We start from the raw sequence: 13,244 nt of genomic DNA, 5'->3' as shown, positions 1-13,244 counted from the left end.
TTGGAACAGTCGTGAATACGTACCTCAGTCTCCAAAGCATCACCAAGAAGTTCGGTGATTTCAAGGCATTGGACAGCGTTGACATGGACATCGCCAAGGCTTCGATCCACGCGATCCTTGGCGAGAACGGTGCCGGCAAAACGACCCTGATGAATATCATCTACGGTCTCTACCAGCCGGATGGCGGCCGGATCTTCCTGAATGGCAACGAGGCCGTTATTCCCAATCCGCGCGAAGCGCTGCACATGGGGATAGGCATGATCCACCAGCATCTCATGCTCGTGGATACCTTGACTGTAACCGAAAACGTCATCCTCGGACTCGAAGGTGTCGGCCTTTCGATCAGCCTGAAGGAACACGAGGAACGGATTGCCGAGCTAAGCCGTGAGTTCGATTTCGAAGTCGATCCGCGCGCCGAAATCTGGAAGCTGCCCATGGGCATGCGCCAACGGGTCGAAATTCTCAAGGTTCTCTATCGCGATGTGGATTTGCTGATCCTTGATGAGCCGACCAGTGTCCTGGCGCCAAACGAAATTGAAGCTTTTCTGGCCGGGCTCGATCGCTTGCGGGCAGCCGGCAAGACCATCGTCTTCATTACCCACAAATTGGATGAAGTCGCCCATGTCGGAGACCGGATCACCGTCATGCGCCACGGCAAGGTGACCGGCAATACAGATATCGAACACACTGATACCCGGGAAATGGCGCGCATGATGGTCGGGCGCGACGTGGTGATGGAACTTGAGAAACCCGACATCGAGCCCGGTGGCATCGCGCTCGAATTTGAAAACGCGGTTGCTATCAATGACCGTGGTCTTCCGGCGCTGAAAGGGGTGAACCTTTCGGTACGTCGCGGCGAGGTTATCGGCATCGCCGGTGTCGACGGGAACGGTCAGGTGGAACTCGCCGAGATCGCTACTGGAATGCGGCAGCTAGAAAGCGGCTCCGTTCGTGTGGATGGCATTGATGTGTCGGAGACGAGTGTTCACGAACGCCGTCACAAGCATTGCATCGGTTATGTGCCGGAAGACCGGCACGGAACCGGACTGGTTCTCGATTTTTCCGTTTCCAAGAACTGCATGCTGCGAGACTTCAGCGAACGACCCTTTTCCGAAAACACGCTTATCAAGTCATCGGTCGTCGATAGCATCGCTGAGAAGTGGGTGGAAGACTACGACATTCGATTGCAGTCGATCTATCAACAGACCCGGTTCCTCTCAGGCGGCAATCAGCAAAAGCTGGTGTTTGCCCGTGAGGTCGAAAGTGATCCGGATATTCTGGTGGTGATGCAGCCTTGCAAGGGGTTGGACATCGGCGCGATTGAGGCCGTCCAGAACACGATTCTGGGTCAGAAGAGAGCAGGCAAGGCGGTTCTCTACATCTCGACCGAGCTCGACGATATTCTCGCGGTCTGTGACCGGATCTGCGTCATGTGCGATGGCGAGATCTCAGGTGTGGTTACCCCGGAGGAGGCAACACCCGAACGCATGGGCATGTTGATCGCCGGCATCAGGGAGGCGTCGACATGCTGAAGTTTGTCGAGACGCTGTACCTATTCCGCTCTCTGTGGGCGGTCCTCGCCGCTCTGCTCGTCGGCGCGTTGTTGATCTCGATGACAGAAGTCAGCGCCTGGACCGCGTACAGGGAACTCTTCAGTGGCGCCTTCTTCGATTACTACGGAGTCGCCAGCACGCTGGTCAAGATGTCGCCGATCCTTCTGGCCGGTCTCGCCGTGGTCATTCCGCTTCGCGCCGGCCTGTTCAATATCGGCGCCGAGGGCCAGATCTATATCGGTGCCCTTACGGCATCGATGGCGGCGCTCTATCTGCCGGAAATGCCGGCTTTCATCCATATTTCGATCGTCGTTGTCGCCGGTGCCATGGGCGGCGGCCTGTGGGGTTTCATTCCGGGTTATCTGAAGGCGTATCACGGCATCAACGAGGTCATCGTCACGATCCTGATGAATTATGTCGGTATCAATCTTGTGAGTTTCTTTGCCGGCGGCCCGATGATGCAGGAGGGCGCGCCCTACCCATACTCACCAGAAATCGCCGAACATCTTTGGCTCCCCTGGATTATGGACGGCACCGACGCACATGCCGGTGTCTTGGTCGGCATCTTTCTTGCCTTCGTCGTCTGGGTCGCAATGCGGTACACGACGATCGGTTTTGCGCTGGATACCGTCGGCAAGAACCTGACCGCCGCGCGTTATGCCGGTATCAACGTCAAGCGTCAGATTCTCGTCAGCATGTTCGTCGCTGGCGCGATCGCCGGGCTTGCCGGCACTTTTGAAGTGATCGGGCTCAAGTACCGTCTCTACCATATGTTCAGCCCCGGATACGGGTATGACGGCATCGTCGTCGCGTTCCTTGCCGGCCTCAACCCGGTCCTGGTGCCGCTCTCGGCGCTGTTCCTCAGCGGTCTGAAGGCGGGTGCGCACATCATGCAGCGCGCGACTGGTCTGGAAAGCACTGTGATCGATGCCATTCAGGGGCTGGTCATTATCTTCGTCGCGGCGAGCCTGGCGTTCCGCTTCGACCGGACTTACTGGCGCCGGGTCCTGGACAGCCGCAAGGCGCTCCACCAAACGCTCGAACAGAAAACCTGAAACGAACTAAGCCGGAGCCGGAGACAGCGTCGTGGACTTCATATTTGACCTATCACAACTCACTGACTTCCTGGCAACGACCTTGCGGTTGTCGATACCTATCATCTTCGCGGCCGTTGGAGGCGTGATTTCGGAAAAGGCCGGTGTCTTTAATATTTCGCTTGAGGGATGCATCCTGGGCGGCGCTTTCGGCGCGGCCGTCGGTGCTTTCTACACGGGTTCGCCTTTCGGTGGTTTGATCGTTGCTATGTTGTGTGCCGGCGGCGCCGGTCTGATCTTGGCCGTGCTCGGAGTCAGCCTCGGCATCAATCAGATCGTTGCCGGCATTGCGATCAATATCCTGATGCTTGGGCTCACTTCGTTCCTGGCGCGCTTCCTGTTCGGCGGTGAAGCGACGACCATGACCCTGGTCGGCTTTCACCCCATCGCCATCCCGGGATTGGCGCTCATCCCCGTGCTTGGGCCGGTTTTGTTTAACCAGGATCTGCTTGTTTATATGATGTATTTGATGGTTCCCGCCGCGTGGTGGATCTTGTTTCGGACTCCTTGGGGCCTCAACATCCGCGCCATTGGTCAGTATCCGCGTGCCGCCGATACGGCCGGGATCAATGTTCAGGCAACGCGGTACTACGCCGTTGTCGCCAGTTGCATGCTGGCCGGCCTGGGCGGCGCCTACATTGTGCTTTCGCAGGTGTTTGTGTTCACGGAGCATATGAGCGCGGGTAAGGGCTTCATCGCGCTTTCGGCCCTTATCCTGGGCCGTTGGAATCCAGTCGGTGCGTTACTGGCGGCGCTTCTGTTCGGGCTCTTCGATGCGCTCCAGTTGCGTCTTCAGTTCAATAGCCCCGACGTGCCTTACCAGATCTTCTCAATGGCGCCTTATCTGGCGTCGATCCTCGCCCTTGTCCTGCTGTCGGGCAAGGTCCGTCCGCCGGCCGCTATCGGTGTCAAGTTCGTGCGCGGCGCTAAATAACCGCTCGGCCATAGGAGTACAGGAAAGAAACATGATCAAGAAACCCGTTCCCTGGCCCAATGGCGCGCGCTGCGCGGTTGCCTTCACTTTCGATATGGATGCAGACAGCATCCTGCATCTTGCCCACCCGAAGGATTCCTACCGGCGGCTGTCTGCAATTTCGACGCTGCGCTATGGCCCTGAAATCGGCGTTCCCCGTATTTTGGACACCTACCGCGAATTCGGTCTGAAACAGACATTTTTCGTGCCGGCCTGGTGTGTCGAGCAATACCCGCGCGCCGTCGAGGCAATGGTTGCGGATGATCATGAAGTCGCGCACCACGGTTACATCCACGAACACCCGAACGAATTATCTGGCGAAGAGGAAGCTTACTGGTTCAGGCGCAGCATTGATGTCATCGAGAAACACACGGGGCAGCGACCGCGAGGATTTCGTGCGCCCCTCTACAACATGTCGGAGCAAACCGTCGAACTGATGGCAGAGGAGGGATTTCTCTATGACGCATCGCTGATGGGCGACGACCAGCCATATCTGCTCAGGTGTGAACGCGGCGATCTGGTTGAGTTGCCCAGCCATTGGGGTATGGACGACTGGCCACCCTACGTCCACATGCCTGACATCGACTTCAACATGCCGATCAAGGCGCCGTCAGAAGCCATGAAGTGCTTCCGCGAGGAGTTCGACGCCATGTGGGAGTACGGCGGGCTTTGGGTGCCGGTTTGGCATCCGTTTGTTAGCGGCCGTCTCGCTCGCTGGCGCGAGGTTGAAAAGCTGATTCAATACATGGTCGACAAAGGCGGCGTCTGGTTCGCGACCATGGAAGAAATCGCGGAACACGTTCGGACCGTCGCCGAAGACGGCACTTATGAACCGCGTATCGATACCCTTCCGTATTACTCGGGACCAGTCCAAGTTGGCAAAGATGGATTTGCCGACCATTCGCGGGTTCGTGCATAGCAGCCTCATCCAAAAGGGATGAACCTTCCGGATAAGGCTTGTGAAATGGATTGCCTGCTGTTGCTGCTTCAGGTTGCCAATGCCAAGCCTTGCAGAATGTGCTGGTTCAGAATGTCGCGTGACATGTCTCTCGCAGTGCCGATGTAGTCGGCTTCAACTCCGTTGTCTGACAATCTCTGCTTGGCCTGCTCCAGGCTGAGCCGGTTTCGCTGGGTGGGGGCGGGAATGCGCACGCCGGCAATTCCGTCAAGCATCTCGATCGCCGCGCCTTCGCGCAGAATGCCGCTTTGTTCCAAGGCGAAACGCACAGCTGTTTCGTAGTCTTCTCGCGGGACTCTGCAACTCAGTTCGACGTTCGCGATCCGCTTGCCGGAGGGCGCGCCGCTGCCGCCGAAGGAGAGGCGGTAGGCAGGGTTGTCCGGATCGTGGACGGTGACGTAGCTGGCTGCGCTGTTGATGTCGCTTTCAGATACTTCGGCCCAGGCGACACCCAAACTCAGCATGTCGATTTCCGCGGAATGACCATTGAGCGCGACGATGTCGGCAACCGAGAGGCCGAGAACCAATTGTCCCGAAACGCGGGCCGGTATCTCCTGACCTTCGAATGAGAGGCTGTGGCCGCCGGCCTCCGGCGCCAGTCCTAAAAACTTGCTGAAGCGATCCAGCTCGATGTCGGGCGCGGCCTCAATCCGTGTCATCAGCCGATCCACGAAGACACCGAAATCGCCGTCCCTGACTGTCGAGAAAGTTAGAGTTTCGCGGCCGCGTTCAAGCCTGCCGTCGCAGGCCTGGTTCAGTGTCTTTGGATAGAAAATCGGCGACCAGATTTTGTGACGCAGATCGGCGGGAACTTCCTGCCAGTTCTCCGGATATATCTTGGCGCTGTAGGGCGCGATGAAGAGGTCGTGGAAGCTTTTGCCATGGTTGGCGAGAGAGAGCAGTTGATAGCCCAATCCAGCAAAGTTGAGTTCACTGGACCGTCCCAAGACCGGCGTACCATTGAGCTCATGTACAAGGATCTCTGCAGTTTCTTCGCGAACCTGTGCGATCTGATGCTGATTGAGGAGTTGCGGCAGACTGGAAAGGTCGAGGCTAGCCAAAAACTCCGGAACCAGTTTTCCACCGTAGGAAAGTTGGGCAGGTGGCAGATCTTCCACAGCACCCTGCAACAGTTCCTCCACGAAGGCGCGAATGTGCGGCATGAACAGGCGGAAGTCTTCGTTTCCCCGGTACTTGTCGAGACTTGAAGCGGGGGACGATGACTTTGGGGGGGCGTTGAGATCGAAGACGCGGGTGCCGATGTCGAGCCGTCTGCCTTTAAACGGGCGTGCACCGAAGCCACTGCCGACGCCCCGTTCTGGCAGGAAGAGCTTGACGCGCTTGCCGGTGCGGGCTGATTGCACCGCGGCCACCAGACAGCCGACCGATCCGCCGACAATTACAAGGTCATAGTGCTTCATCTGTTTGCCGTTCTGTAGAGGTAGGTGGTGTATTCGTAGAGGCCGTAATCGGCGCGGATAACCGCATGCCGGCTGAGATCTCCGGTCACGAATTCGAGGACATCGTCGCAGGCCCAGTGGAACAGGTCGTCACGCATCCAGTCGACCTGGGTCGACATGACATTGAAGGCGATGCCTATTCTTGCGGCCCGATAGGCGGCGGCGATGATCTCTCTTGCAAAGGTCACCATTTCACCCTGGGAGAGCTCACGCTTTTCGGTCAGCAGCCCGTTCATGATCACGTAGTCCACCGACTGTTCGGCCAGTGGATCGGTCAGAAGATCCCGGACCTCAAAACTTCGGTCGGCATGCCGCTGCCTTGCGGCGGAGATCATCTTTCCCGACAGATCGATGCCCAGATAATCGATCGGCACTGTTAATGGATTGACCGCAAGGTGATCGAGCAGCAAGCCAGGGCCGCAGCCCAGGTCCAGCAGCTTGATACTCTTTCCGGTGGGACGAATGAGATCGGTCATCACATCGAAGCGAACAGCCAGATCCCCTTCATCGGGCCAGTCAACTCCAAGGGCTGTCGGACCATGTTCGAGGAAACAGCTTTCGTAGTGATCAACGAGCTGCCGGTAGCGCGCCGTGCCGTTCACTCCGGTGTCCTTAACGCCGTTTGGGCGCGCTTTGGTCACAGGCGGCTCTCCAACAGGCCGGCGAGATACTCGCCGTAAGGCGAATTGCCGTAGTGGGCCGAAAGCGACTTTAGCTGTGCATCGTCAATCCATTGCTGGCGCCAGGCGATTTCTTCGATACAGGCAATCTTAAAGCCCTGGCGATGGTCGACCGCCTGTACGTAGGCGGCGGCTTCGGCGAGGGCCTGATGGGTTCCGACGTCAAGCCAGGCGATGCCGCGGCCCATGCGTTCGACTGATAGGTCACCCCGCGTCATATAGGCGCGCACCACGTCGATGATTTCTGTTTCACCGCGCTTGGAGGGCTTGAGGCTTTGCGCGATCTCCACCACGTCGTTGTCGAAAAAGTACAACCCCGTCACTGCATAGTCGGAACGCGGACGTTTAGGTTTCTCGGCTATCTCAACGGGTTTGCCGGTATCATCGAAGGTCACGACACCGTAGCGTTGCGGGTCGCTGACGATGTAAGCGAAGATTGTGGCGCCCCGGTCCGAGCGGACGGCGTGGCGCAACTGCTGCACCAGTCCCTGCCCATAGAAGATATTGTCGCCCAGGATGAGCGTGACCGGATCGTCACCGATAAAGTCCGCGCCGATCACGAAGGCTTCCGGTACGCCTTCCGGCTTTTCCTGTACTGCGTAGTCGAACTGCATGCCGAGCTGAGTGCCGTCGCCAAGCAGGTTGCGGAACAAATGCTCCTGATCCGGGGCGGTGATGATCAGCACCTCATTGATCCCGGCGAGCATGAGGTTGGAAATCGGATAGTAGATCATCGGTTTGTCGTAGACAGGCAACAACTGCTTGCTGACGGAAACGGTCAACGGATGCAGCCGCGTGCCTGAGCCCCCGGCAAGAACGATCCCCTTGCGGTTGGTTTTATCGATCTCTGTCATGTCTGCTCATGATCGCCGCTGTTTGCCTGAACGCGTTAACAAACCGTTGTTTTTCGTCGTGTACAATTATTAACGTTACTGCTTAATACTGTCTTAAAGACGAGGAAATTCAGTCTCTTCGTTGCGGGATGAACAGCCAGCCGTGAGATTCACTTGTCGCAGATTCTAAACGAACGCAGCTTCAACAGCCGCCCCACGCCTGCCGCGAACGATACGGCGGTTGCTCCTGTTCCCGTCATGCGGCCGCGTCTGCCGGCGGCAGAGGAGATTTTCCCCTATCTGTCGGAAATCGATGCCAATCACTGGTATTCCAACTTTGGTCCGCTGGCTTGCCGTTTCGAGGATCGCCTGTCCGCCCACTTCACGGACGATACCGGCTGTGTTGCCGCCGTCTCAAACGGCACGGTCGGTCTGATATTGGCGTTAAAAGCCCTGGCGCCTCTGCCCGGCGATCTTTGCATGCTTCCGGCCTTCACCTTTACCGCCTCTGCCTCTGCAGTGCTTGCTGCCGGTCTCGTGCCTTGGTTCGTTGATGTCGATCCTTTGACCTGGGCCTTGGAGCCTGGCCGGGCGAAAGATTATCTAAAGAGTGCCCCCGGGCGGGTTGCGGCCATTATGCCCGTTTCGGTCTTTGGGCGTCCGGTCGCGGTGAGTGCCTGGGACGAATTGTCTCTCGAAACGTCAATCCCGGTGGTGATCGACGGTGCCGCCAGCTTTGACGGTGCCGAGGTGGGGCAGGCGCCGGTTATTCTTAGTCTGCACGGGACCAAGGTCTTTGGGGTTGGCGAGGGCGGCGCTGTTCTATCTACCAATAAGGCACTGATTTCCGAGGTTCACAGCCTCTCAAACTTCGGCTTTCCCATGTCTTTAGAGCGTAAGGCTGCCGGCCGATCCGCGCTGCTGCCAGGAATCAACGGCAAATTCAGCGAATACAGCGCTGCTGTCGGGTTAGCGGGGCTGGACAGCTGGTCTGCGACACGACAGCGCTTCCTGGAGGTTCGGGATGCTTATCTGGATGCCTTGGCCGATTTGCCCGCTTTACAGCCGCAACCAGGCGGGTGCGAAGACTGGGTGTCCGCAACAATCAACTTCTCGATCCGCCGTGCCAGAGCAACATCCCTGATATTTGAACTTGATCAACGTGGCATCCAGGCGCGTCGATGGTGGGGCGACGGTTGCCATGCAGCACCGGCATTTTCCAGTTATCCGCAGAGCGACCTTCCAGTGACCGAAGGCTTGGTCGACTCCGTTATCGGCCTGCCATTCTACGTTGGCATGACACGAGACGAAATTCTTCGGGTCCGGGCTGCGCTCGCCGAGTGCCTGGAATGAGCCGTTTGCTAAAGAAGTTCGATCTTAGGCGCTCCGTGCTTTCAGACCTTCGAGACGTCTCCATTGATTACCGGGAAGATCTGTCCACACGGCGGCAGTCTTTGCCGGGTGATGGAAGTTTTTGCTGAGAAAGCGGCAACAGCGTTTCGTCGTTTCGGTGTCGGCATTTCGAAAAAACGATAAGTAAGATATTGATATTAAAATAAAAAATAGAATAGATAAAATTTGGCACGTAGTTTGCTCAATTGCTTGTGACGGAATTTCCATGCCGTGCCATTGAGTCAGGAAGACCAGACGCTCCGGCATGCGGTCATAGATAAACGCTCTGAAGCGAGCAGATGAACTAAGGAGATGCGGAATGCCGACAGTAACGACAAATACCGCAGCAAATTCGGCCCTAAGGTTTCTAAATTACAACAATGCCCAGTCCACCAGCTCGGTATCGAAGCTGGCGAGTGGCTCGCGGATCGTGAAGGCGTCGGACGACGCTGCCGGTCTTGCGATCGGCACGCGGCTCAACTCTGACGTGACGGTGCTGCGGCAGTCCGCGATCAACGCCTCGCAGGGCGGCTCGATCATGTCGGTCGCCGATGGTGGTCTCGCCCGTATTGCAGACGTTCTGCAAAGGCTGAAGGCACTGGCGGCACAGTCCCTGTCCGGTGTTCCCACAGATACGGAGCGCGCCTTTATCGATGCAGAGTTCCAGAGCCTGCTTGCGGAAATCGACGGCATGGCGGCGACGACCCGCTTTAACGGTGATTCCCTGCTGGACGGCACGACGACACAGCAAAGCTATTTCGTCGGTACAGATCCGGCTGATGTGATTGCCGTTGATTTCACGGGATTCGGTGCGGCCAACTATACCACTGGCGGTATCTCGCTCGCCGGTGAAAGCGTATCGACGACTGTCCTTGCTACCTCTGCCATGACGGCGGTCGACTTGTCGATCGATCTGATCTCCGAAGCTCGGGCCAACGTGGGTGCGATCCTGTCGCGCTTTGAGTTCCGTGAGCAGCAGATCTCGACCGCGCTCGAGAACGTCGCTGCGGCACGTTCTGCGATCATGGACGTAGATCTGGCCGAGGAACAGAGCAAGCTGGTGTCCTCTCAGGTCCTTGTGCAGGCGTCAGTTTCGGCGCTCTCCCAGGCGAACCAGCTACCGCAGGCTCTACTACAGCTCCTTCAGTAATCAGAGCCCCTAATGTTACTGTCACTATGAGCGGTGTGTGACGCCGAGACACTCTTAGCGTCAAAGCCGTTCTGGAGCGTGACCGTTTTTCATTAGCTCAGTGAAAAACGGTCAGACTCCAGCCGCTTGTCCGGATCGAAAATTCCTCCCTAATTCGGGCTGTGACCGAAACCAGAACAGTGGTTCCGCTCCAGCCAACCTGCGTCTTCTTTTCGTGCTTGAGACTCCCACTGGGTAAATCTGTCCCGCCGGCAGCAGTCTTTGCCGGGGGGTGGAATTTTTTGCTCGGAACAAGGTGGATCCGTACCTGGAAATCAGAGAGAAAACCGTGAGAAAAACACTATAACTATCAGAAAACAAAAGAGAAAAAAGAATAGATAAAATTTGGCACGTAGTTTGCTCAATTGCTTGTGACGGAATTTCCATGCCGTGCCATTGAGTCAGGAAGACCAGACGCTCCGGCATGCGGTCATAGATAAACGCTCTGAAGCGAGCAGAAGAACTAAGGAGATGCGGAATGCCGACAGTAACGACAAATACCGCAGCAAATTCGGCCCTAAGGTTTCTAAATTACAATAACGCCCAGTCCACCAGCTCGGTATCGAAGCTGGCGAGTGGCTCGCGGATCGTGAAGGCGTCGGATGACGCCGCCGGTCTGGCGATCGGCACGCGGCTCACCTCCGACGTGACCGTACTGCGGCAGTCCGCCATCAACGCCTCGCAGGGCGGCTCGATCATGTCGGTCGCCGACGGTGGTCTCGCCCGTATTGCAGATGTTCTGCAGAGATTGAAGGCGCTGGCGGCACAGTCCCTGTCCGGTGTTCCCACCGATACGGAGCGCGCCTTCATCGACGCGGAGTTCCAGAGCCTGCTTGCGGAAATCGACGGTATGGCGGCGACGACCCGCTTTAACGGTGATTCCCTGCTGGACGGCACGGCGACACAGCAAAGTTACTTCGTCGGCACAGATCCGGCCGATCTCATTTCCGTTGATTTTACTTCATTGGCCGGCGGTACCGCGGGAACCACATTCGGCGCGACTGCTCTCGGTCTCCTCTCCAGCGTTGCGACCACCGTCGATGCGACTTCAGCGATGGGCCAGGTCGACTCGGCGATCGATGTGATCTCCGAAGCACGTGCCAACGTGGGTGCGATCCTGTCACGCTTTGAATTCCGTGAGCAGCAGATCTCGACCGCGCTCGAGAATGTCGCTGCGGCACGTTCCGCGATCATGGACGTCGATCTGGCCGAAGAGCAGAGCAAACTGGTGTCCTCCCAGGTGCTTGTACAGGCGTCGGTCTCGGCGCTCTCCCAGGCGAACCAGTTACCGCAGACCTTGCTGCAGCTCCTTCAGTAATCGAAGGTCCTTAACGTTACTGTCACTGTGAGTGGGACGTGACTGCGCATCCCGCTCTTTCTTTCCAGGGGATTGGTTCTCGCCGAAGAATTGGCGGGTAGGGAACCATAGTGATCGTGCTTGGCAGACAGGGAAATATTTGCCCTTTGTGCCTGCGCGCGGCAGTTTTTGCCGGGTAAAACGGGAAAATTTTGCCGTTTGATGCCGCGTTTTGATGTATAAAAATTTGCTTAATATGTGCGTTATCAATTGGTTATAGAGCTTTGAGTGCCTTGGTATGTTTGTTGCTTCTTAGTGAGAGGCCCAGAGTCTGTTCAGGATGATTGGATTCGGGCCGGGGATGGCCAAGTAGGCGGTCTCTTTTGAACCTCTCCAGGAAGGAGGGGTTACGAACTTCAAGTAGAAGGATTTTTTTAACATGCCTGTAGTTGCTACGAATACGGCCGCCAACACGGCCACACGTTTTCTGAACAACAACACAGCTATGGCTTCGTCCTCGGTCGGTAAGCTGGCCTCTGGTTCGCGCATTGTGCGGGCTTCTGACGATGCTGCCGGTCTGGCGATTGCCTCACGTCTGAACTCCGACGTTGTTGCTCTTCAGCAGGCCTCGATCAACGCTTCCCAGGGTGCTTCGATGGTTCAGGTTGCCGACGGCGGCCTGGCACGTGTCGGCGACGTTCTGCAGCGGATGAAAGCCCTGGCGGCGGCCTCGCTGTCCGGTGTTCCGACCGATAACGAACGTGCTTTCATCGATGCTGAGTATCAGGAGCTGATCAACGAAATCAACGGTATTGCGGCGACGACCCGCTTTAACGGTGATTCCCTGTTGGACGGTACCGGAACGGGAACGACTTCTTTCTTCGTGGGTACCGATGCTACCGACCTTATTACGGTCGGCTTTCAGTCACTGTCTGCGACTGTGACGAACTTTACCGCGGCAACCATGACTCTGACGGCATCTGTTTCGACGGCTGCCAATGCGACCACGGCAATGGGTCAGGTTGATACGGCCATTGACGTGATCTCGGAAGCACGGGCGAACGCTGGTGCGTTCATTTCGCGTTTTGAGTTCCGCGGTCAGCAGATTGCGACCTCTACCGAGAACATCCAGGCCGCTGAATCGGCTATCTCCGACGTCGACCTCGCGGCTGAACAAGCCAAACTGGTGTCGTCGCAGGTGTTGGTCCAAGCCTCAGTCTCGGCCTTGTCTCAGGCAAACCAGATCCCGCAGTCGCTCCTGCGAGTTCTTCAGTAGGCTTAGTAGACACTTTTTAGGGAAGGGCGGCGTGCGTCTCACGCCGCCCTTTCTGATTCCGGGTGCTCAATTTCGTTTTCACGCTGACCCAGATGGAAACCTGACCTTCAGTCACCGCCTTGCAGTTTATGGTTTGAGCCTATCGGCAGGGAAAAATTTGCCGACTTTGGGAGCACGGGGCAGATTTTTCTTAGTGCGCCTGGGTAAATACTGCCTAGTCCCGCTGATACTGTTGGGTAAATCATTGGAAAAGATAGTTTTTTTAAAATTTTAAATTCAGAAAAAATGGCACTGAATTTGCGTGTAACTTTCCGGTGCCATGTGTCCGCTGTATGGATTCAAGGCACTGGGATGGCCAAGTAGGCGGTCTCTTTTGAACCTCTCCAGGAAGGAGGGGTTGCGTACTTCAAGTAGAAGGATTTTTTTAACATGCCTGTAGTTGCTACGAATACGGCCGCCAACACGGCCACACGTTTTCTGAACAACAACACAGCTATGGCTTCGTCCTCGGTCGGTAAGCTGGCCTCTGGTTCGCGCAT

At 56.8% G+C, this 13,244-nt stretch carries 11 protein-coding genes; 8 read left to right on the top strand and 3 right to left on the bottom strand.

Annotated elements, in window-relative coordinates; genetic code table 11:
- The first annotated feature begins 11 nt into the window (after positions 1 to 11).
- Genes QMZ18_RS28155 through QMZ18_RS28140 form a run of 4 tightly spaced genes read left to right on the top strand, consistent with a single transcriptional unit; the run spans position 12 to position 4,539 of the window.
- Positions 12 to 1,532 (top strand): ABC transporter ATP-binding protein, encoded by a 1,521-nt coding sequence (locus tag QMZ18_RS28155; RefSeq protein ID WP_282609727.1) that lies wholly within the window; start codon positions 12 to 14, stop codon positions 1,530 to 1,532.
- Complete coding sequence (locus QMZ18_RS28150; protein ID WP_282609726.1) at positions 1,526 to 2,608, top strand: ABC transporter permease; 1,083 nt, start codon at positions 1,526 to 1,528, stop codon at positions 2,606 to 2,608. Before QMZ18_RS28155 ends, QMZ18_RS28150 begins: the two co-directional genes overlap by 7 nt.
- Before the next feature lie 31 nt (positions 2,609 to 2,639).
- Complete coding sequence (locus tag QMZ18_RS28145; protein ID WP_282609725.1) at positions 2,640 to 3,581, top strand: ABC transporter permease; 942 nt, start codon at positions 2,640 to 2,642, stop codon at positions 3,579 to 3,581.
- 31 nt (positions 3,582 to 3,612) lie between these two features.
- Complete coding sequence (locus QMZ18_RS28140) at positions 3,613 to 4,539, top strand: polysaccharide deacetylase (protein ID WP_282609724.1); 927 nt, start codon at positions 3,613 to 3,615, stop codon at positions 4,537 to 4,539.
- Positions 4,540 to 4,607: 68 nt separating this feature from the next.
- On the opposite strand, the gene QMZ18_RS28135 is transcribed toward QMZ18_RS28140, so the two are convergent.
- Genes QMZ18_RS28135 through rfbA form a run of 3 tightly spaced genes read right to left on the bottom strand, consistent with a single transcriptional unit; the run spans position 4,608 to position 7,572 of the window.
- Positions 4,608 to 5,999: a hypothetical protein gene (locus tag QMZ18_RS28135; RefSeq protein WP_282609723.1), complete on the bottom strand. Its 1,392-nt coding sequence runs from the start codon at positions 5,997 to 5,999 to the stop codon at positions 4,608 to 4,610.
- A complete protein-coding gene (locus tag QMZ18_RS28130) occupies positions 5,996 to 6,679 on the bottom strand; it encodes a class I SAM-dependent methyltransferase (protein ID WP_282609722.1) in 684 nt (227 codons plus the stop codon). The genes QMZ18_RS28135 and QMZ18_RS28130 overlap by 4 nt, the downstream gene beginning before the upstream one ends.
- A complete protein-coding gene (gene rfbA, locus QMZ18_RS28125) occupies positions 6,676 to 7,572 on the bottom strand; it encodes a glucose-1-phosphate thymidylyltransferase RfbA (RefSeq protein ID WP_282609721.1) in 897 nt (298 codons plus the stop codon). The genes QMZ18_RS28130 and rfbA overlap by 4 nt, the downstream gene beginning before the upstream one ends.
- 153 nt (positions 7,573 to 7,725) lie before the next feature.
- On the opposite strand from rfbA, the gene QMZ18_RS28120 reads away from it, so the two are divergent.
- The 4 genes from QMZ18_RS28120 to QMZ18_RS28105 all read left to right on the top strand — a co-directional run bounded on the left by QMZ18_RS28120 (position 7,726) and on the right by QMZ18_RS28105 (position 12,705).
- Entirely contained in the window at positions 7,726 to 8,904 is a 1,179-nt protein-coding gene (locus QMZ18_RS28120; RefSeq protein ID WP_282609720.1) for a DegT/DnrJ/EryC1/StrS aminotransferase family protein, read from the top strand.
- 358 nt (positions 8,905 to 9,262) lie between these two features.
- On the top strand, positions 9,263 to 10,093 hold the full coding sequence (locus tag QMZ18_RS28115) for a flagellin (RefSeq protein WP_282609719.1): 831 nt from the start codon (positions 9,263 to 9,265) through the stop codon (positions 10,091 to 10,093).
- Between the two features lie 517 nt (positions 10,094 to 10,610).
- Positions 10,611 to 11,450 carry a flagellin gene (locus tag QMZ18_RS28110; RefSeq protein WP_282609718.1) on the top strand — a complete coding sequence of 280 codons (840 nt, stop codon included), beginning with the start codon at positions 10,611 to 10,613 and terminating at the stop codon, positions 11,448 to 11,450.
- A gap of 418 nt (positions 11,451 to 11,868) precedes the next feature.
- The gene (locus tag QMZ18_RS28105; protein WP_282609717.1) at positions 11,869 to 12,705 is read left to right on the top strand and encodes a flagellin; all 837 of its coding nucleotides are present in this window, start codon (positions 11,869 to 11,871) and stop codon (positions 12,703 to 12,705) included.
- Positions 12,706 to 13,244: the final 539 nt, after the last annotated feature.

It is taken from the genome of Pelagibius sp. Alg239-R121, assembly GCF_947331435.1.
Classification (GTDB): domain Bacteria; phylum Pseudomonadota; class Alphaproteobacteria; order Kiloniellales; family Kiloniellaceae; genus Denitrobaculum.
The sequence above is the reverse complement of the archived record's forward strand: the minus strand, read 5'-3'. Positions and strand labels throughout refer to the sequence as shown.

Coding starts and splice junctions, on each gene's coding strand:
- QMZ18_RS28150 (WP_282609726.1), top strand. CDS start 1,526: ATGCTGAAGTTTGTCGAGACGCTGTACCTATTCCGCTCTCTGTGGGCG.
- QMZ18_RS28140 (WP_282609724.1), top strand. CDS start 3,613: ATGATCAAGAAACCCGTTCCCTGGCCCAATGGCGCGCGCTGCGCGGTT.
- QMZ18_RS28135 (WP_282609723.1), bottom strand. CDS start 5,999: ATGAAGCACTATGACCTTGTAATTGTCGGCGGATCGGTCGGCTGTCTG.
- rfbA (WP_282609721.1), bottom strand. CDS start 7,572: ATGACAGAGATCGATAAAACCAACCGCAAGGGGATCGTTCTTGCCGGG.
- QMZ18_RS28115 (WP_282609719.1), top strand. CDS start 9,263: ATGCCGACAGTAACGACAAATACCGCAGCAAATTCGGCCCTAAGGTTT.
- QMZ18_RS28110 (WP_282609718.1), top strand. CDS start 10,611: ATGCCGACAGTAACGACAAATACCGCAGCAAATTCGGCCCTAAGGTTT.
- QMZ18_RS28105 (WP_282609717.1), top strand. CDS start 11,869: ATGCCTGTAGTTGCTACGAATACGGCCGCCAACACGGCCACACGTTTT.